The following is a 19390-nucleotide window of genomic DNA, read 5'->3' as shown; positions in this document are numbered from 1 at the left end:
TGACGACCCGAACAACAGGCACGGCGAATCCGCGTGCCGACGCATCCTCGTCACGCTCGCGTTTCGCGAATACTCGAACTCTAGATGCCAACAACAAGCCTGTCAAAACGTGGCTCGATGGGCCTGATGGCGCCGCGGCGACGCGACCGATCAACATCTGCACGGTTGACGTTTCTCCTCTGCGATTTGGATCGAGTCCGCGCCTTGGCGCGACGTCCGAGAGTGGATACGATGTCGCAACACGGAGGCGGTGGCGCCCGGTCTGCCCACGGCGGGGCGATTGCCGACGATGCCGACGACGGGAGTTGCGCGCGAGGACTGCCGGGCAGCACACATCATGTTCCCTTCCAGCTCTTTGCTACGTTCGACGATAGTAGCCGCCGGCCTGCTCGTTCCCGCCTGCGCGTTCGCACAGGACGAGGCCGAACAGGAAGTGGCGGCGCCCCACACGCTCACCGTCTCGCCCGAGGAGATCACGCTGACGGCCGGCGAGACCGCCCGCATCCGCGCCACCGTGCTCGACGGCGAGGGGAACGAGATCGAGGCCGAGGTGCTCTATCTCCCCCTTTACGGGCAGTACTGGAACCTGGAGGAACGCACCTGGGGATTCAACATCTTCAGGGTATCGCCCGACGGCCGCGTCTCGACCGTCCGTCCGGGCGAGTACGCCGTGCTGGTGCGCGTGGTGGGCAGTCAGCGCGACCCGCCGGCGGCCGATTCGGATGCGGGCGGCTACCTGCAGCGGCGCGTTCCGCTCACCATACTGCCGCGGCCGCCGGCGTCGATCGTGCTGAACGCTCCGGGCCCCTTCTATGCCGGCACCGAGGTGACGCTCGAGGCCACGCCGCTCGACGACAACGGAGCGTTCGCGGACGATGTCGAGGTCGACTGGGAAACCTCGGACGGTTCGATCGCGTCGCCGATCGGGCAACCGCCGGCCAACCAGCGGACCACCCGCCGGGGCGTGCTGATGCTCGGCGCGCCGGGCAGGGTCACGATCACGGCGGCCGCCGGCGCGGCGACGGCTGAGATGACGCTCGACGTGGAGCCGAATCCTGCAGCCCGTATCACGCTGACACCCGACCGGAACGCCGTCCGCACCGGAGACGTGACGTACCTGACCGCCACCGTGACCGACGCCGAAGGGCGCTCGATCGAGGACATCCCGGTCGCCTTCAGCGTGTCCGCGATCAGCGACGCTATGACCAGCGGGGGCCCTTCATCGGGCCTGATCACGCAGGACGGGCGCTTCGTCGCCGATCTTCCCGGCGCCTATACCGTGGTCGCCCGCACCGGGTCGGTAGCGGCCTCCGCCATGATCCGGGTCGTCGAGCGCGGGGTTCGGCGGCCCATCGAGCTGGTCGGGCACGGCCGCGTGCAGGATCGCGCCACTACCGATCTCTGGGTGTGGGAGGCGCCCAACGGGCGAGACTACGCGCTGACCGGGACACACAGCGCCGCTGGCCACGCCTACGTCTGGGACGTGACGGATCCGGCGAGCCTCGAGGTCGTCGACATCGTCCGCGTGGACGCGCGCTCGGTGAACGACGTCAAGGTCTCGGAGGACGGCGCGACGGCGGTGATCTCCCGCGAGGGAGCCTCCAACCGCCGGAACGGGCTGGTCATCTTCGACGTGTCCGATCCGGCGGTCGGTGTGCGGAAAATCGCCGAGTACGACGACCGGCTCACGGGCGGCGTCCACAACACCTTCATCCACGACGGGCACGTGTACGCGCTCTCCGCCGCCCGACGCTACGACATCATCAGCATCGAGGATCCGGCGGCCCCGCGGCGGGTCGGCAGCTTTGCGCTCGACAACCCGGCGCGCTCCATCCACGATGTCGTGGTCCGGGATGGCATCGCCTACTCCGCGAACTGGACGGACGGGGTGGCGGTGGTCGACGTCGGCGGGGCCGGCAGGGGCGGGAGCCCGCAGGAGCCGCGGCTCATCGGGCAGTTCCCGTTCCCTACCGGCTGGAACCACGCCGTCTATCCCTACCGGAGCGCGTCGACCGGCAAGTTCTACATTTTCGCCGGGGACGAAGCGGCGCGCAGCGGCCCGAACTACAGCCCGGAGTCGGCCATCGGCACCGGTACGCCCGGCTACGAGAACGAGCCCCATCGCTGGCGCGGCTGGGTTCACATCCTGGAGTGGGACGAGTTCGAGTCGCCGCCGCGCCTGGTCGCCCGCTACGAGGTCCCGGAGGCCGGGAGTCACAACATCTGGGTCGAGGACGACGTGATGTACGTGGCGTTCTACAACGGAGGCCTCCGGGTCGTGGACGTCTCGGGCGAACTGCTCGGCAACCTCTACCGCCAAGGCCGGGAGATAGCCCGCTTCCTGCCGCTCGACCCCGAGGGCTTCGTCCCGAACGCGGCGCAGGTCTTCGGCGCCCAGCCGCACAAGGGAACGATCTTCTTCTCGGACATGAACTCGGGCCTCTGGGCTGTGCGCCTCGGAGAGCTTGAGGGCGAGGAGACGACGGACCCGCCGTAGCGGCCGACCCGGGCCGGGACCTACGCCAGCTTCAGGCCGGCAGCAGCGAATCGGCTGAAGTGGGCTACGTTCGATGTCGCGACGCTGGCGCCGTCGGCGAGAGCGGCCGCCCCGATCATGCAATCGATGATCGTCCCGCGACGCCGCCCCGACTCGTTGAACAGGCGCGCGGCCACGTTCCGCAGCTTCGTCTCTTCCGGCGTCCCCGGAATCAGCGCGCGAACGAGAAAGCTCGTATCCAGATGAATCATCGCGTTTCCGAGCCGAGCCGCCGGCCCGCGGCCTGCCGCTCGGACTCCACCTCCCGCGCCCACTGATCGAGATCGATGTTGCGTGAGCGCAGCGACGCCTGAAGCTGGTCGAGCGCCGCCAGCGCATCCCCGCCTCTGGCGGGTTGTCGACCGGCTTCGCTCCGGATGGCCCGCCGGAGCGCTTCCGACTTCGAGACTCCCCAGCGGCCGGCCAACTCCTCGAGCGCTCGCACGGACTCGACGTCCAGCGAGTACGTTGTCTTGATGGTAGTGGTGACCATACTGCATTATGGCCATACTTTTCTTCTCCTTCAAGGCCCCATCGACGGGACTCACGAATCGTGCAGTGCAACGGCTTGACGCGCCGCACGAGGGGTGCACTCAGCGTGTTCCGGTGGCTCGTCGGGACCGCCGGGTCGCCCACGCCTGCCGCGCGGCGGTACCCTCTTCCCGGCATGCAACCGTGGCAGGGAAGGTTGACAAACATGACAAGGGGCTACAAGAACCAGTGCAACGCCATCGCGGCCGGCGACCTGACGGCCCTCGAAACCGCCATCGAGCGCCATCCGGACGGCCTCGGCCACTGGAAGCCCATCGTCGACGCGGCCCACGCCGGTCGCGCCGACATGGTGCGGGCCCTGATTGCCGCCGGCGCCAACCCGAATGTCATCTCCGGCACAGGCGCGCGCCATACACCGCTCACCCGGCTCACCGAGCACCACGCGACCATTCCCAGGCATGACGGCCACCGGAAGGCGCTCGTCGCGTTGCTCGAGGGCGGCGCCGATCCGAACCTGCGCGCCGGTCCCCACCACTTCGAGCCGCTGGCGTACGCCGCCATGGCGCCGGCCCAGGATTTCATCGATCTGCTGCGGAGCGGCGGCGCCAGAATCAGCGTCCACCTGGCCGCCAGCCTGCTCGACAACGGTCGCCTCGTCCGAGCGTTGCGCAACCCGGATCGCGCGCGGGAGGTCGATCCGCGTGGCAGAACGCCGTTGCACTACGTCGCGCTGTCGGGGCTGTGGAAGCTGCACGGCAGCGACCGCGCGTTGCTGTGCGCGGCGTTGCTGCTGGACGCCGGGGCCGACCTGGACGCCGCCGAGGAGATCGTGGACGGCGACGAGGTCTTTCGAGCCACGCCGCTGTGGCACGCCCTGGCATGGCAGCAGCACCTTGCGCTGGCCGCGTTCCTGCTCGAACGTGGTGCCGATCCGAACCCGGCCGTGTTCGCCGTCACCTATCAGGGGGACGAGCGTGCGTGCGCGCTGCTCGACCGGTATGGCGCCGACTGGGAGCAGGTCTTCAACGGCCGCACGCCGCTCATGGACCTGATGTACTTCAGGCGCCCCGGCGCCAGCCGCTGGCTGATTGCGCGCGGCGTCGACGTCAACACCGCGGATCGAACCGGCAAGACCGCCCTGCACTTCGCCGCCCTGCGGGGCGTGCGCGCCGACTACGTCGAGAGCCTCGTCGACGCCGGCGCCGACGTCGGCGCGCAGGATGCGAACGGACGGACGCCGCTCGATTGCGCCGTGCAGAAGAAGCGGACCAGGCTCTTCGAGATACTGAAGCCGAGGTGATGGGAGCACGAGTCAAGTCGAGGGCGCCCAACCTCGCTGTCAGGATCCGTCACCGCTGTCGGCGTACGCTCACAGTTCCGAGAGAGGCTGCGCCGAAATAGAGATCTCCGATGCCGGAGCACCAGGCGGACGCTGCACATAGGAACGGCAAGCTCGGCGTCGAGGCCTTCGATGCCGCCTACGGCGCCGGGTTTCGGGCGGACGACGACTCGCCGCACGCCGTCGAGTGCGAGCTCGTGGAGGACGCCGGGGCGTTCGAGGCACACCGCCCGCCCGCAGGGGAGCGCCCGCACCGCCTCGCGTTCGTGGACGGCACGATGCGCACCGAGGCGCGCCTGACCCACACCAGCGCCGCGGGCGACGCGAACACGGGTCTCGCGGGAAGCTGGGCCGCCGGCGCGGTGCTCGTCACCGCCTACGCACCGGCCCGCTTCGATCGGGTGAGCATCGGACGCACGGCCATCTTCACGGGCGGAAACGCCGGCCACCTGCCCGACCACCGGGACGGCTGGCGGTGGGAGCCGTACGCGGTCGACGGCGCCGACATCGAAGCCGCCCGGCAGCAGCTCCAGCGGCTGATGCGCGACGCCGAGTCAGACATCGCCGAACAGCTCTGCGCCGATGGCTGGCTGACCGTGCTCGACGGCCCGCTCCACGGCATCCGCCATCGGCGCGGCCTGCCTGTAGTCGGCTACGTCAAGACGCATCATCGCCGTATGCTTGCGCACGAACACTGGACCCGGGTGCCGAGCCTCGCCGTGCGCGGACGTTCGGGCCTCTTCGCGATGGGTGACGAGCTGTACGGCTGCTACCTGCGGGTAGGCGACCCCGGGCCGTGGGCGGGCCCGTGGGCAGGCATCGCCCGCATCGAGATGCCGGCCGGGATCGGTCTGGCCGCCGCGGTAGAGGCCGCGGACCGGGCCGCGGGCTGGCTGCCGGACTTCGCGTCGGCACTCCACCGGGACGCGCGGGCCCCGGTCAACCTGACCCCGATAGCCGGTCTGGAACGGCACCTGCACCATCTACAGGGCGACCCGCGTCTGGCCCTTCGAGCCGTACGAGAGGCCGTTCTGCAACGCAACCGCGAGGGATGAAGCGAATGAGCATGCCGCCGCCGGCGGACGGTCCGCCGCACGACGATGGACGCATAGGACTGGTCGACGGATCGGTCGAGAGCGACTCGCGCACCTTCCACGTGGTGCTCGACCCGGACGTGTTGATCCAGCTCGACGAGCTGGTCGCCGTCGCGACCGACCTGCCCGGCGGCAGGCAGGTGACACACTACGGCATCGTCACCGAGCTGCGATCCCGCTTCGAGGGCGCCGACCTGCCATCGGACACCGGCCGGGTAGTCGACCGGACGCTGCCGGCGGAGCACGTCCGGCGGGCCGAGGTCCGCGTCCTGCGGGTGGTTCCCGAGCTGTTCGTCGCGCCGCACGCCGGGGCCGCCGCGACACGGGCTGTCGGAGAGCACCGCACGGCCGCCCTGTTCGAGGACGAGATGACACGCGGCAAGCTGCCGGTCGGCCTGGACCTGGGCGGCGCGCCGGTCTACGCGGACATGCGCTTCGTCGACGGCCGATCCGGCGGCCACGTCTCGATCTCCGGCATCTCGGGCGTCGCCACCAAGACCTCCTATGCGCTGTTCCTCCTCTACCAGCTCCTGGAAACCGAGCAGGGCATGGATCTGCTGGGCGGCCGGGCCGGACGCGAGAGCGTGCGTGCGCTGGTCTTCAACACGAAGGGGGAGGATCTGCTGCACGTCGACCGCCCGAACGCCGAGTTCGCGGGCAAGGCGGAGGCGATCGAGAAATGGCGCGCGCTCGGCATCGACGATCCGGGGCCGTTCCGCTCCGTCCGGCTCTACGCGCCGCGCCGGGCCGGCGTGCAGACCAACGTCGCCGACGTGAAGACCCGCCGGACCGCCGACGTGAACGCCTACGGCTGGACCCCGGAGCAGTTCATCCGCGAGCAGCTCCTGCAGTTCTGCTTCACCGCCGACGACGAGCGCTCGACCCAGGTGGGCTTCGTGGAGCAGCAGGTCCGCATCCAGCTCCTGCGACGCCTGCGGCGGCTGGCGGGAGACCCGACCGGCGCCGTGGTGATCGCCGAGATCGTGCCTCCCAACACCGGCTTCAACCCGGACCGGCTGGCCGAACGCGAGCCGGACGAGGCATCGGCCGGCGCCGGGCACGTAATGCGCGATTTCGGCGATCTCATCGACTTGCTCGAGGAGGTGGTGTCCACGGACGACGAAGGCCTGATGAACGAGTGGTTCGGCCGGGCGCAGTCCGGAACGCGGCAGGCGTTCCTGCGGCGGCTGCTGAAGCTGCGGCGCCACATCGGTCCGCTGATCGGCTGCGGCCTCGAGCCGGTCTCCGCCGAGAACGCCAAGCTGCACGTGGTCGACATCTCCACGCTGCACGACGACGCCCAGCGTTTCGTGGTCGGCGCTCTGCTCGACCGCGTCTGGCGGGAGAAGCAGGGGACGGGCCGCACCCCGCTGCGCTTCGTCGTGCTCGACGAGTTGAACAAGTACGCGCCCGCGCACGGCTTCTCGCCGCTGAAGGACCTGCTGGTGGACATCGCCGAGCGCGGCCGCTCGCTCGGCGTCCTGCTCATCGGCGCGCAGCAGGCCGCCTCCGCGGTGGCGCAGGCGCTGCCGCGCAACGCCTCGCTCAAGGTGGCCGGGCGGCTCGACGCCAGCGAGTCCGACGCCTACCGCTTCCTGACGCCGGCGCTGCGGGACCGCGCGACCCGCTTCATGCCGGGCACGATGGTCGTCTCCCAGCCGATCGTGCCCGAGCCGATCCCCATCCGCTTCCCGTTCCCGCCGTTCGCGACCAATCCGGACGAGGCGGCGGCGGACGAGGCCGCGGACAAGCGGAAGACCGACCGGATCCTGAGCACCATGGGCGCCCTGGCCGGACCCGAGGTCGACCTGTGAAGCTGCTCCACACCTCCGACTGGCACCTGGGAGCGAAGCTCGGCCGGCACGACCGCGCGCCGGATCATGAAGAGGCTCTCCGCGGACTGCTGGACATCGCCAAGTCGGCGCGGCCCGACCTGATCCTGCATACGGGCGACCTCTTCGACGCGTCCCGGCCGCCGTACGAGGCGCTACGGCTCGGCGTGCGCGCCTTGAGACGGCTGGCAGAGCTGGCGCCTACGGTCGTGATCGCTGGCAACCACGACTCGTCGATGCTGTTCCGCGTGATCGACGACCTCGCCGGGGCCGCTACCCCGCGCCGGCTGTGGCTGGTGGCCACGCCGCAGGTGCTGCCGTTTCCAGCGATCTCGGACGCCCCGGTAGCCGTGGTCTGCGTGCCGTTCATTCAGCCGAGTGCGATCGCGCAGTTCGCGACGGACGATCCGGCGCGCTTCGAGGGCAACTACGCGGACGGCGTCAAGACGTTGAACCAGCGCCTGCTCGACGAAGCGCACCGGGAAGCGGGCGCCCGCGGCATCGTCCTCTACGCCGCGCACCTGCACGTGCAGGGCGCCCGGCCGGGCAAGTCGGAGCGGCGGATCACGGTCGGCGAGGACTACGCCACGCACGTCGAGGGACTCCAGCGCGCGCTGTACTGCGCCTTCGGCCACATCCACGACCCGCAGCTCCTGCCGGGCGGCACGGCGCAGGGACGCTACGCGGGCTCACTCATCCCCCTGGACTTCGGTGAGCGCAGGCAGGCAAAGCACGCGGTGCTGGTGAACATCGGGGACGGCGTCGAGGTGAACACGCACGACCTGCCGGGCGGGCGGCCTCTCACCGAGTTCGCCGGCACGCTGGCGGACCTCGAGACCCGCGCCGCGAACGGTGGGCTCGACGGCTGCATACTGAAGGCGCGGGTGGTCTCCGACGATCCCATCCCCGACCTCGCGGACCGGCTGGCCGAATGGTCGCCGCGGTGCACGGTGTTCGAGCTGATCAACACCATCACGAACCAGCCGGTGAAGCCGATAGACACCGCCGGCGAGGGCGACGCGGAACCGGCGCTCGACGAGTTGTTCACGGAGTGGCGCACCACCGCGGCGCGCGGGATCAAGGCGCCCCACGAAGCGGTCGGCGCGCTCTTCGCGCAGGCCCTGGGCAGCGCCGGCCAGGCGGCGGCGGCCGACTTCGGACTCACCCCCCTCAAGCTGAACGCGCAGGAGACGCTGCACGCCCTCGCGTCCAAACGGGACGGAAGGGGCGCCTGAGATGCGCCCCCTCCAGCTCACCATCGAAGGGCTGCGGTCGTTCCGGACACCGCCCGCGCAGGACGGCGGCACCACCCCCCGCAGGCCGACCATCGATTTCACCGGCCGCGACCACATCGCCATCGTCGGCGACACCGGGGCGGGCAAGTCCTCGATCCTGGAGGCGATCACTTACGCGCTGTACGGGCAAACGACATTCACGGCGCGCGCCAACCAGGAGCTGATGAACGACACGTCGGTCCACCTGCGGGTCGTGCTGCGGTTCCGGGTATCCGGCGAGACCTGGGAGGTGACCCGTACGCTGCGACGCGGCGGCCAGGGCGACGTCGGCCAGGTACGGGCACTGCTTCGGCGAGTCGGCGACGACGACGCGACGGTCGAGCAGGTCGAGCAGGTCCGGCGCGTCAACGAGCGCATCGAGGAACTCCTGGGACTCGACAGCGATGCCTTCCTGCGCACCGTCGTCCTCCCACAAGGCCGTTTCGCGCGCCTGCTGGTGGAGGACGAGCCGCGCGACCGGAGCCGAATACTGCGGCAGGTATGGCGCACCGACGAGCTGGAGGAGGCCGGAGAGCTGGCCGGCAAGGCGCGGCGGGAGACCGAGACGCTGCGGATTCAACTGGAGCAGGCCGCGTCGGGGTATCCGGAAGATCCTGCATCTCATCTGAAGCACCTCCAGGAGACCGCGGAGACGGCCCGACGGCTGGCGGCGGCGGCATCCGACGACGAGCAGGCGGCATCCGCCGGCCGCGAGGCCGTATTGGCGGCGGACAAGGCGCGGCAAACGGCCTCCGACGTCGCCGAGCGGCTGCGCGCTCTGGATACCGAGCAGGCCGCCGGCCGGCTGGCGCCCATCGCTGCCATCGAACGACAGCTCGCCGCGGAAGACGCGGCACTGAAGGAGCGTCAGGCGCACCTGGAGGACGCACTGGCTCGCATCCCGGCCGACGACGGCCCGACAAGCGAAGCGGTCACGGCGGCCCTGACAACGCTGCAAGGCCTGCCCTCCCTCGCGAAGGCCGGTGAGGAAGCCGCCGCCACGCTCCGCGCCAGCGTGGAGGACGCGGCGAAGACGCAGACCGAGGCACAGCACGCGGCCGAGAGCGCTGCGGACGCGGAGAAGCAGGACGAGGAACACGCCGCCAAACGCCCGCCTCTGGACGAGGCCGCGCGGACGGCGAACGAGCGCCGGGCCTCCGTCGAGCAAAAACACGCTCGCTGCGCCGAGCTTGCCGCCGAGCTGGACCACGTCCGCAAGCAGGCAGATGTACTCCGGACGGAGGAAGCCGATTGCGGGCGAGGGCTGGAATCGGCACGGGAGTCGGAGCGCCGCGCGACGCTGGAGGCCGCAAGCGCCGACGAGCATCTGGCCGTCGCGCAGCGTGCGGAATCGGCGGCGGCCGCGGCGCACGATCTGCACCCGGGCGACGCCTGTCCGATCTGCCGCCGCCGTCTCACCGCCGACTGGGAGGCGCCCGACGGCATGAGACTCACCGAGGCCCGGCAGGTCGCCAAGGCGGCGCACGATGCCGCGAGAAAAGCAGCCGGCCGGGCAACGTCACTCGACGCCGAGCGAAAAGGTATCCAACGCCAGATGGCCGACACCGAGGCCAGACGCACCGCGTCCGGGACTCGATTCCGGAACGCTCTGCAGGAGTTGGCGCGGGAAGTCGAACTCGACACCGCCGCACCGCTTCCCACGCGGGACGCCTTGATCGCCCCTCTGGAGGCAACGCGCAAGGAGACCGCCGAGCGCCTGGCCGAGCACGATCGCGTCGGCGAGGACTTGCGGGAGAACGCTACCCGGCAGGACAAGGCCGCGGGCGTGGCTCAGGAGGCCGCCTCCAACGCGAGAGCGCTGGTCGAGCGTACCCGGCGAACCGGTGAGAAAGCCCTGGAGAGACTACTTGCGACGATACGGACCATTCCGCAGCCGTTCCGGCCCGGCCTGGATCTGCCTGCCGACGTTGCGGATCTGCACGAAGTGGATCTGGGCCCAGTCGGCGAGCGGACCGGGTCGGCACAGCAGCGCGCCCAGGTCCTGGGGGCGCGAAAGCGCGAGCAGGACCGCCTGCGACATGAGCTCGACGGCGTTCGAGAAGCCCGCTCGACGCTGGCGACCCGGCGGGCGAACGACGTTGACGCGCCCATCGACGCGCTGGTCGCGGACCTCCATGCCCACCGCGACCTCCTCGTCGAGTCGGTCAGCCGGCTGGGCCTCGACACGAACGTCCCCGCGGCCGTCTCGGCGAGAAACGCGGCGGCGCTGGAGTCGCATATCGGCGAGATCGGCAGGCAGGCCGCGGGGACGGCCCGCTCCGCCGACGAGCATTCACGGGCCGCTTCCGACAAGGCCGCCGCCGCCCGCGAGGCGCTCGCCGCCCTCGCCGAACGGCTGGGCGCCGAGATCGACGTCCGCGATATCGAGGCGGTCGTGGCCGCCGCACGCGCGCGGGCCGACGACGCCCGCTTCGCCGAGCGCCGCGCCAGGGAGTCGGCAGAGCACTTCGCAGCGATCATCGACGACGTCCGCCGCCTGCGCACGCTGCTCCAGGAGGTTCTGGGAAGGGAACGGGCGCTGGGCGACCTGGAGGACGCCCTGAAGCCGGGCGCCTTCCTGAAATGGCTGACGCTACGGCGCTCGCGACGCCTCCTGGTTCACGCGTCGCGGATGCTCGGCGAGATGAGCAACGGCAAGTACGCTTTCGTGGATCCCGGCGACGCCGACGAACAGTGGCGCGTGCTGGATGCGGATTCCGGCCAGGACCGATCCCCGGCCAGCCTGTCCGGCGGCGAACAGTTCATCGCCTCGCTGTCGCTCGCGCTCGGCATGGTCGAGATGATGGCGCGCAGCGGCGGCCGGCTGGAATCGCTGTTCCTGGACGAGGGATTCGGCTCTCTGGATCGCAACAATCTCGACACGGCGGTCGAAGCGCTGAACACCGTAGCGGCCGGCGGCCGCATGGTGGGCGTGATCTCCCACGTCCGCGCGGTAGCGGAACAGGTCGAACACGTCCTCGCGGTGACACGCCATGCCACCGGCAGCCAGGTGGAGTGGCTCACCGGCACGCAGCGGCAGCATCTCTCCGAGTCGGACGGCGGCCTCGATGCGGCAACCGCGATGGCCGGTCTGCTGGAGTGACGCACCGACGCCACACATCGGCTCACTTTCTGAGGTTTCGTCTTCCGTCAGCCTTGGATACGACCATCCGTGGTCATTCATCGGCAAAGTAGTCCGCATCGATTCGCTTCAGCTCGTACGTGGCTTCGGTCGTGACGCCGACCCCATAGTCGATCATCAACTCCGCGAGCTGTGCCCCCGCGATGAGGATTACCTTGGTCTCAATGCTGGCCGCATAGGCTACCGCCTCGCCGGAGAACGAGGACGTTGTTATGAAGACGCCCTTGCGTGCTCGTTTTCCTGCCAGGGCGCCGGCAAACCTCTGCACCTCAGGACGCCCCACGGTATTCGCCCAACGCTTGGCTTGAATGTAGATGATGTCCAGACCCAGACGGTCCTCCTTGATGATGCCGTCGATGCCTTCGTCTCCCGCCTGCCCGATGGCCTCCCCCGCTTCCTGCCGCGAACCTCCGTAGCCCATGTGGACCAGGACATCTACTACAAGCTGCTCAAAGAAGGCAGGAGACGCCCGTTTCACTTGATCGAGAAGGTCTGCTGCAAGACTCTTTTGCAGCGTCGTGTGAGCAGCCTGTATAGCCTCCTCCGGCGTCAACTCGGGGTCTGTCCCCCCTTGCATTGACGACTGGTCCTTGCCGATGAAGTCCTTGAACTCCTTGAACTTCTGAAGGAGCTTGGTGTCGATTCTAGCGGGCTTGCCAGCAAGAACCTTACGACCTCGTTGGGTGATCCGGAATTCTCCGCGCCGAGGATCCTCCAGCAGACCAGCCTTCTTCAGGTAGGTTCGGGACCAGGCGACGTTGTACTTGAATCTGGCCCGCCGGCCATCAGGCATCAGTTGTTGCCTCTCCTCCTCGGTGAGCCTGAAGCGCTCGGCAAGATCGTCCACCGCATCCCGAACCCGATGAACCTCGTTGTCCCCAGCCACTTCAAGCAAAGGCAACATGATGGTCTGGTAGTCCGGAATCGCCATCTTGTCTCCTGACGTCCGAGTCACACTCTCCAGGGGCGCTTGGTCAACACGCCTTCACCCGGCCCTGTACACCTGGATGGGCAGCGCTCTCGTCTCCAGCGTCGAGAGCTCGAGGCGCCTGGAGGCATGGTCGATGTCGAACCCCACGACCTCTCCGTTGGCATCGAGGTCAACGTTGAACCCACTCGCGACCTCGCGCGTCTCCGTCCCTGATGATGACTTCAACTCAACATAAAGACTATCGGTGTCGGCGTAGTAGTGCAGCTTCATGACAGGGCCTATCAACGGGCTCGCGTCGGCTGCGACGAGCCGCCCCGCCATTCGATGATCGCCTCGGCGTCCTCGCGGACGGTGTCCGAAGTGCCACCGACGACAGGAATCCCGAGCCGAGACACGTGCCGGATGAACTCGGCGATGCTGAGCTCCGAGAATCGCGCGGCCTGTCCGAGCGACAGGCTGCGGTCGCGATACAGCGCCGTGGCGAACGCTCGCCGGATGCCCGGTTCGGCGAGCAGTGAATCGTCATCAAGATGCACGAGAGACCCTCAATCATCCTAGCGCAAGCACGTACCGCGCGAGCGGGCCAAGCCGTTTGCGCGTCTCCGATTGCATGCGGGCCGCGAAGTCGGTTGCTGCGCGACCGTCCCGGGGAACGAACGCGCCCTGGAGCGATCGTCGCGGCTCGTTCGATACATTGGCCGTGTGGCCGTGCCACGTCGACCCGTTGAAGACCACCAGCGACCCGGCAGAGCCGCAGGCCAATACCTGCTCGTCGTGTTCTACCGTCACATCGGCCATCGAGTCCCGGGGCGCACGTGGCCACCGATGCGAACCCGGAACGAACCGCGTCGCGCCGTTGTCCGGCCGAAAGTCATCGACCCTCAGGATGAAGCCCATGAGCGGCCACTCGGACGAGTGTCGCCCTACGTCGACGTGCAGGGCCTGGGCGGCCGCGCCCGGCGGCAGCGTCCGTGCGTGCAGCGTGCTGAGCTTGAACGGTCTTGCGATGACGCGGCAGCACGCGTCGAGCAGCTGCGGCAACACGTACAGTCGACCGAACTCCGCCCCGCGATTGACGAAGTCGGTCACCCTCGTCGAAGTGCTGCCGATACTGACGTCGTCGCCCGTCGCCAAAGCCTCCACCCGGTGGTAGGCAGCAACCAACTGTTCCATCTCGCCGGACGGCACCGCGCTGGGAAGGATCGCAAAGCCACGTTCCTGCAACTCCGAGACGGCATCCGAATCGAGAACGCTCCATTCGGCCAACGTACCGAACCAATCTGGTCCCGGCACCGGGTCCCGACACGAGTCGGGCGTGACCCGGGCCGCGAGTCCTTCCACCCTCACGACAGCCCCCCTCCCGGATGCTCGACACGATGAGCGGCGGCCGTCTTCGCTATGCCAACATCAGACGTTCACCCTTGGGCTCCGGTATGGGGTCACCTGATTCTCTCGCCGTATCGATCCAGAGTTCCATCGCCTCGTTGACATTACCGAGAGCGGCTTCCTGCGTGTCGCCGTGCGCCATGCACCCGGGAAGCTCGGGCACCTCGGCAACGAACACGCCATCGACCTTGCTCCAGTAGAGAATGATCTCGTACTTGTACATCACTCGTTCACCTTCAGCCCGTACTTCAGGATCACGTGACGCACCTGCCGCACCTGATAGGGCTTGGCCTGGCCATTGTCACGCTGCAAGTTGATTCTCTCGGTAACACCCTCCCTCCTGAATATGTGATGGCTTCCCCGCACGCGTTCGATGAATCCAAGTTCCCGGAGCAAGACACGCAGGTCGTCGAAGCGCAGATTCGCATCCGAGCGACCGGCGAGAATCCGCTGTAGAAGCAGCCGGCTTCGGCTCATGCGGTCGCGCCGTCCGGTCCACGGTTCATCGCAGCTCCCACCACGACGGAATCGTACCAGACGCCGCCGGACATGGCCTCTAACGATCCGGATCCCATCGCGAGGCCCGCGTGACCGGTCCTCCGTCACAACCCGTGCTATCGTCCCGCCCGATGCGCCACGCCGACGGCCGACTCCTGTTCTCCGCCACCGACCTCAGCCGCCACCTCTCCTGTGCCCACCTGACGGGCCTGCGCCGCGCCGCCGCGCTCGGGGAGATCGAGCGGCCGACGCCGTACGACGACCCCCGCGCGGAGGTCCTGAAGCAACGCGGGATCGAGCACGAACGGCGCCTTCTGGAACGGTTCGCGGCAGAAGGCCGCGCCGTGGAAATCGTCACGCCACCCGAGTCGCCGTTCTCGGAGCGCGACCCGGAGGAAGCCGCGGCGCGCACCCGGGAAACGATGCGGCGCGGGGTCGACGTCGTCTACCAGGGGCGCCTGCAAGACGACGACGGGCAGTGGAGCGGCTATCCCGATTTCCTGCTCCGGGTGGACGAAGCAAGCGCGCTGGGCGGCTGGTCGTACGAGGTGCTCGACGCGAAGCTGGCCCGCGTCGCAAAGGGCGAGGCGCTGCTCCAGCTTCTGCTGTATTCGGACCTGCTGGCCCAGGTGCAAGGCACCACGCCGGAGCGAATGCACATGGCGCTCGGCGGCAGCGACGGGCCTCGAGAAGCAAGCTTCCCGGTCGTGGAGTACTCCGCGTACTACCGCGCCGTCCGCCGGCGCTTCGAGGCGCACGCGGCGGAGCCGCCGGACACCTATCCGGAGCCGGTCGACCATTGTGCGCTCTGCGACTGGAAGCAGGGCTGTGCGGATCGCCGACGCACTGACGATCACCTGTCGCTGGTCGCCGGGATCACGCGCAGGCAGCGGCGCAAGCTGGTCGACCGGGGCGTGACGACGATGGCGGGTCTCGGGGCGCTCGACCCGACGGCGTCTCCGCCGCCGGACGGCGTGAGCCACGACGCGCTGCTTCGGATCCGGGAGCAGGCGCGCATCCAGGATCAGGGACGGCGTGAAGGCCGGCGCATGCACGAGCTGATCACGCCGGTCCAGGAAGACAAGGGACTCGCCGCGCTGCCGGAAACCTCGCCGGGCGACCTCTTCTTCGATCTCGAAGGCGATGCCTTCGCAATGAACGGCGGGTTCGAGTACCTCTTCGGGGCCGCGGATCGGCACGGCAGATACGACGGCTGCTGGGCGCTCGACGAACCGGCCGAGAAGCGTGCGTTCGAGCGTTTCATCGACCGCGTCACGGCGCGCTGGCGGGAGTATCCGGGCTTCCACATCTACCACTACGGCGCCTACGAGACGACCGCGGTCAAGCGCCTGATGAGCCGCTACGCCACCCGCGAGGAAGAGGTGGATCGGCTGCTGCGCGGGCGCGTCTTCGTCGACCTGCACCGGGTGGTCCGCCAGGGGCTGCGCGCCTCGGTCGAGGGGTACTCCATCAAGAAGCTGGAGCCGTTCTACGGCTTCGTGCGCCGGATCGACCTGACGACCGCAACACGGGCGCTGGTCCGGTTCGAGGCGGCGCTGGAGTCGGGCGAGGCGCACGGCACGGCGAACGCCCTCCGCGCCGAGATAGAGGGCTACAACCGCGACGACTGCCTGTCGACGCTGCGGCTGGCCGAGTGGCTGGCGGGATGCCGGCACGATCTGGAGGCGTTGACAGGACAGCCAGTGCCGCGGCCCGCGGTACGGGACGAAGAACGCGACCAGGAGCGGGAATCGGCGGCGGAGATCGCGGCGCTGTTCGAGGCGCTCACCGCTGGACTGCCGGAGGGAGACGACGGACTCGACGACGAGCAGCGTGGGCGGCGGCTGCTGGCGCACCTGCTGGAGTTCCACCGGCGCGAGGAGAAGTCCATGTGGTGGGAGTTCTTCGACCGCTGCGGCTTCAGCGCGGAGGAGCACGTGGCCAGCCGGGCGACGCTCGGCGCGCTCAGCTACGTGGGCGAGGTGGGGCAGGTCAAGAAGTCGATCGTCCATCGATACCGCTTCCCGGAGCAGACGCACGAGATCGAGGTGGGTGACTCGCCGAAGAACCCCGACACCGCCGAATCCGACGAGCGCAAGCGGGGTTTCTGCGGGACAGTGGTTGCGCTCGACGAAGCGGAGCGCACGATCGATCTGAAGCGCGGGCGCAACTCGCCCGTTCCCCAGCCGACCGCACTGGTTCCGCTCGACGCCGTCAACAGCCAGGTGTTGCGGGACAGCCTGCTCCGCCTCGGCCGGGACATGGCGTCCGACGGGTTCGCGGCGGAGAGCGCGCGTCGTGCTGCCTTCGACCTGCTGCGGCGCGTGCCGCCGCGTCTCGAGACGGCGAAGCCTCGAGCCAATCCACTGAGCCTCTTCCCTCTGGAGGACGGCGCCGCTCCCGAAGACGCCGTTGCTCTCGAAAACCTCGTCGCTCCCGAAGAAGCACCGCTGGATGCGGTCCGGCGGATCGCCCCGCGGCTGGACCGCTCCGTCCTCCCGGTGCAGGGACCGCCCGGCAGCGGCAAGACCTACACCGGCGCGCGGATGATCCTCGACCTGCTGGCCGGCGGAAAGCGGGTCGGCGTGACGGCCAACAGCCACAAGGTGATCTCCAACCTGCTCGGCGCCGTGTGCAGGGCGATGGACGAGCGCCCCGGCGAAGGAGCGCGGCCCGGGCGCGAGCAAAGCGGCGTGGCGGCCGAGCCCGCGGCTGTCGATGTCCGGGGGATCCAGAAGGCCAACGACGGCGACGGCTGCCCGGACGAACGCATCGTCCGGACCCACTCGAACGAAACAGTGGCCGAGGCGCTCTCCAATGGCGACGCCAACCTCGCCGGCGGCACCGCATGGCTGTGGTCCCGCCCGGAGATGGCCGACGCGGTGGACGTGCTGGTGATCGACGAGGCGGGCCAGATGAGCCTCGCCAACACCCTCGCCGTCTGCCAGGCAGCGCAGAGCTTGGTGCTGCTCGGCGACCCGCGCCAGCTCGATCAGCCGATCCAGGGCGTCCACCCGCCCGGCGCCGACGTCTCGGCGCTCGGCCACCTGCTGGGCGAATCGGCAACCGTCGGCCCGTCCCGCGGCGTCTTCCTCGAGCACACCTGGCGCATGCACCCCGAAGTCTGCGCGTTCACGACGGAACAGTTCTACGAGGGCCGGCTCGGCACGCGCCCGGAGCTGGCTCGGCAGACGGTGGTCGGACCGGGCCCGCTGGCGGGACACGGCCTGCGTTTCGTACCGGTGGAGCACGCCGGCAACACGAACGCCTCAACGGAGGAAGCCGACCGCGTCGCGGCGCTGTTCGGCGAGCTGCTCGCCGCCGGCGCGGCCTGGATCGACAAGGAAGGTGAACAGAAGCTGCTGACGCTGCGGGACATCCTGGTCGTGGCGCCCTATAACGCGCACGTCGCAGCCCTGCGGGCGGCGCTGCCGGAAGGCGCACGGGTCGGCACCGTGGACAAGTTCCAGGGACAGGAGGCGTCGATCGCCATCTACTCGATGGCCACCTCGACCGCCGACGAGGCGCCGCGCGGGATGGCGTTCCTCTACAGCCTGCACCGCCTCAACGTCGCCACCTCCCGCGCCCGCTGCGTGGCGGCCATCGTCGCCAGTCCCGACCTCCTCACGCCGGACTGCCGCACCCCGGAACAGATGCGCCTGGCCAACCCCTTCTGCCGCTTCCTGGAGTTGGCGAAAACCACACTCTCAGCACCCTGATCCGCGCCTCTTCTCTCCGATTCCACGCGCCTCCCCCGGTGCTAACATGGGGAATGCCTCACGCGGACCTGCCGCCGCTGTCCGCGCGCGGCGGCGACGGAACACAAACACCAGACGCAACGGCCTCTGACCCGCCGCGCGGCGAGTCGGTGGACTACGAGGCGCTCCGGTTCCCGGGCTGCCAGCCCATCTCGCTCACGCGGGAGGAGTTCGCGGATTTCGACGACCGCATCGAGCACTGGGACGCCCGGACCGGGACCGCCTGGGTGGTTGCCGACAAGTACGGCGTTCACGAAGGAACCTCGCGGCGGCTACCCCACCTGGCGGAACGAATCGCCTCGGTGCGCGGCACGCCGATCATCTCGTACGGATCGGTCACCCTGCTGGTGCGGGATGCCGACGGCCGGGCCCAGCGGGCGATGGAGGCCGACGAGACGCTCTACCTGCACCCGACGCGCGCTGCGACGCCCGTGAAGTCCCTGATTATCGGCGAGAACGACTTCCCGGACGTGGTGCTCGAGGTGGACCATACAACCGACGTGCGACCCGGCAAGCTGCTGCTCTACGAGGCGTGGGGCTTCCCCGAGCTGTGGGTGGTCGTGCCGCCGGGGGCCACGCGGCGGCGTCCCGCCGGGTTGACGATTCATCGGCTGGTGAACGGCCGGTTCCAGTACGCGCGGACGAGCGGGGCGTTTCCGGGCTGGACGGCGAAGGAAATCCACGCCGCATTGACCGAGCTGGTGTCGTCGGCCGCGACCTACCGGGTGCTGGAGCGCGTGGGACGGACGCTCGGCGAGCGGGAGGGAACCGGTCCCGACGACGATCCGCTGTGGCGCGTGCTGGGCGAACGCAAGCTGGCGGAAGGCGTCGCGCAGGGTCGTGCCGAAGGTGTCGCAAAGGGCCGCGCGGAAGGCGTTGCACAGGGTCACGCGGAAGGCCTCGCGAAAGGTCGCGCCGAGGAACTGGCGGCGACCGTGCAGAGCCTGCTGCAAGCGCGCGGAAAGCGGGTGTCGGACGCGTTCATGCAGCGCGCACCGACCCTCGTCGACACGCCGCGAGATACGGTGACGGCGGCGGCGCTGGCCGCGACCGACGAAGCGGATTTCTGGCGCCGCCTCAGCCATCGGGTCCGCTGAGGCGACCGACT

Annotated in this window: 15 protein-coding genes; 7 read left to right on the top strand and 8 right to left on the bottom strand. The window is 69.3% G+C overall.

Features of this window, described 5'->3' with window-relative positions; genetic code table 11:
* Window positions 1-289: 289 nt before the first annotated feature.
* Window positions 290-2497 (top strand): hypothetical protein, encoded by a 2208-nt coding sequence (locus F4X11_12655; GenBank protein ID MYN65861.1) that lies wholly within the window; start codon window positions 290-292, stop codon window positions 2495-2497.
* 20 nt (window positions 2498-2517) lie between these two features.
* On the opposite strand, the gene F4X11_12650 is transcribed toward F4X11_12655, so the two are convergent.
* Both F4X11_12650 and F4X11_12645 read right to left on the bottom strand, forming a co-directional pair.
* A complete protein-coding gene (locus tag F4X11_12650; GenBank protein ID MYN65860.1) occupies window positions 2518-2748 on the bottom strand; it encodes a type II toxin-antitoxin system VapC family toxin in 231 nt (76 codons plus the stop codon).
* Window positions 2745-3029: a ribbon-helix-helix protein, CopG family gene (locus F4X11_12645; GenBank protein ID MYN65859.1), complete on the bottom strand. Its 285-nt coding sequence runs from the start codon at window positions 3027-3029 to the stop codon at window positions 2745-2747. Before F4X11_12645 ends, F4X11_12650 begins: the two co-directional genes overlap by 4 nt.
* A 174-nt stretch (window positions 3030-3203) precedes the next feature.
* Here F4X11_12645 and F4X11_12640 point away from each other — a divergent pair, with 174 nt between their 5' ends.
* The 4 genes from F4X11_12640 to F4X11_12625 all read left to right on the top strand — a co-directional run bounded on the left by F4X11_12640 (window position 3204) and on the right by F4X11_12625 (window position 11670).
* On the top strand, window positions 3204-4328 hold the full coding sequence (locus F4X11_12640; protein MYN65858.1) for a hypothetical protein: 1125 nt from the start codon (window positions 3204-3206) through the stop codon (window positions 4326-4328).
* A gap of 110 nt (window positions 4329-4438) precedes the next feature.
* Window positions 4439-5422 carry a hypothetical protein gene (locus tag F4X11_12635; GenBank protein MYN65857.1) on the top strand — a complete coding sequence of 328 codons (984 nt, stop codon included), beginning with the start codon at window positions 4439-4441 and terminating at the stop codon, window positions 5420-5422.
* A gap of 1177 nt (window positions 5423-6599) precedes the next feature.
* Entirely contained in the window at window positions 6600-8528 is a 1929-nt protein-coding gene (locus F4X11_12630) for an exonuclease SbcCD subunit D (GenBank protein MYN65856.1), read from the top strand.
* Window position 8529: 1 nt separating this feature from the next.
* Window positions 8530-11670: an SMC family ATPase gene (locus tag F4X11_12625; GenBank protein MYN65855.1), complete on the top strand. Its 3141-nt coding sequence runs from the start codon at window positions 8530-8532 to the stop codon at window positions 11668-11670.
* Between the two features lie 73 nt (window positions 11671-11743).
* Here F4X11_12625 and F4X11_12620 read toward each other — a convergent pair whose 3' ends face one another.
* From F4X11_12620 to F4X11_12595, 6 genes are read right to left on the bottom strand one after another with little or no spacing between them, the layout of a single operon-like run.
* Window positions 11744-12640, bottom strand: coding sequence for a restriction endonuclease (locus F4X11_12620; GenBank protein ID MYN65854.1), 897 nt, complete (start codon window positions 12638-12640; stop codon window positions 11744-11746).
* 54 nt (window positions 12641-12694) lie between these two features.
* Window positions 12695-12910, bottom strand: coding sequence for a DUF2283 domain-containing protein (locus F4X11_12615; protein MYN65853.1), 216 nt, complete (start codon window positions 12908-12910; stop codon window positions 12695-12697).
* 11 nt (window positions 12911-12921) lie between these two features.
* The gene (locus tag F4X11_12610; protein ID MYN65852.1) at window positions 12922-13176 is read right to left on the bottom strand and encodes a hypothetical protein; all 255 of its coding nucleotides are present in this window, start codon (window positions 13174-13176) and stop codon (window positions 12922-12924) included.
* A 13-nt stretch (window positions 13177-13189) separates the two neighbouring features.
* A complete protein-coding gene (locus F4X11_12605) occupies window positions 13190-13987 on the bottom strand; it encodes a phytanoyl-CoA dioxygenase family protein (GenBank protein MYN65851.1) in 798 nt (265 codons plus the stop codon).
* Between the two features lie 49 nt (window positions 13988-14036).
* Window positions 14037-14249: a type II toxin-antitoxin system HicB family antitoxin gene (locus F4X11_12600; GenBank protein MYN65850.1), complete on the bottom strand. Its 213-nt coding sequence runs from the start codon at window positions 14247-14249 to the stop codon at window positions 14037-14039.
* The gene (locus tag F4X11_12595; GenBank protein MYN65849.1) at window positions 14249-14503 is read right to left on the bottom strand and encodes a type II toxin-antitoxin system HicA family toxin; all 255 of its coding nucleotides are present in this window, start codon (window positions 14501-14503) and stop codon (window positions 14249-14251) included. Before F4X11_12595 ends, F4X11_12600 begins: the two co-directional genes overlap by 1 nt.
* Before the next feature lie 152 nt (window positions 14504-14655).
* Between F4X11_12595 and F4X11_12590 the strand changes: the two genes are divergently transcribed.
* Together F4X11_12590 and F4X11_12585 are read left to right on the top strand one after the other, a co-directional pair.
* Window positions 14656-18243, top strand: a complete 3588-nt coding sequence (locus F4X11_12590) for a TM0106 family RecB-like putative nuclease (protein ID MYN65848.1) — start codon at window positions 14656-14658, stop codon at window positions 18241-18243.
* Window positions 18244-18296: 53 nt separating this feature from the next.
* Window positions 18297-19379 carry a hypothetical protein gene (locus F4X11_12585; protein MYN65847.1) on the top strand — a complete coding sequence of 361 codons (1083 nt, stop codon included), beginning with the start codon at window positions 18297-18299 and terminating at the stop codon, window positions 19377-19379.
* Window positions 19380-19390 lie beyond the last annotated feature (11 nt).

It is taken from the genome of Acidobacteriota bacterium, assembly GCA_009861545.1.
In the GTDB taxonomy this organism is placed as follows: domain Bacteria; phylum Acidobacteriota; class Vicinamibacteria; order Vicinamibacterales; family UBA8438; genus WTFV01.
This window is presented reverse-complemented; position numbering and strand designations above follow the sequence as displayed.

Coding starts and splice junctions, on each gene's coding strand:
- F4X11_12655 (MYN65861.1), top strand. CDS start 290: ATGCCGACGACGGGAGTTGCGCGCGAGGACTGCCGGGCAGCACACATC.
- F4X11_12650 (MYN65860.1), bottom strand. CDS start 2,748: ATGATTCATCTGGATACGAGCTTTCTCGTTCGCGCGCTGATTCCGGGG.
- F4X11_12645 (MYN65859.1), bottom strand. CDS start 3,029: ATGGTCACCACTACCATCAAGACAACGTACTCGCTGGACGTCGAGTCC.
- F4X11_12640 (MYN65858.1), top strand. CDS start 3,204: ATGCAACCGTGGCAGGGAAGGTTGACAAACATGACAAGGGGCTACAAG.
- F4X11_12635 (MYN65857.1), top strand. CDS start 4,439: ATGCCGGAGCACCAGGCGGACGCTGCACATAGGAACGGCAAGCTCGGC.
- F4X11_12625 (MYN65855.1), top strand. CDS start 8,530: ATGCGCCCCCTCCAGCTCACCATCGAAGGGCTGCGGTCGTTCCGGACA.
- F4X11_12620 (MYN65854.1), bottom strand. CDS start 12,640: ATGGCGATTCCGGACTACCAGACCATCATGTTGCCTTTGCTTGAAGTG.
- F4X11_12615 (MYN65853.1), bottom strand. CDS start 12,910: ATGAAGCTGCACTACTACGCCGACACCGATAGTCTTTATGTTGAGTTG.
- F4X11_12600 (MYN65850.1), bottom strand. CDS start 14,249: ATGTACAAGTACGAGATCATTCTCTACTGGAGCAAGGTCGATGGCGTG.
- F4X11_12595 (MYN65849.1), bottom strand. CDS start 14,503: ATGAGCCGAAGCCGGCTGCTTCTACAGCGGATTCTCGCCGGTCGCTCG.
- F4X11_12590 (MYN65848.1), top strand. CDS start 14,656: ATGCGCCACGCCGACGGCCGACTCCTGTTCTCCGCCACCGACCTCAGC.
- F4X11_12585 (MYN65847.1), top strand. CDS start 18,297: ATGCCTCACGCGGACCTGCCGCCGCTGTCCGCGCGCGGCGGCGACGGA.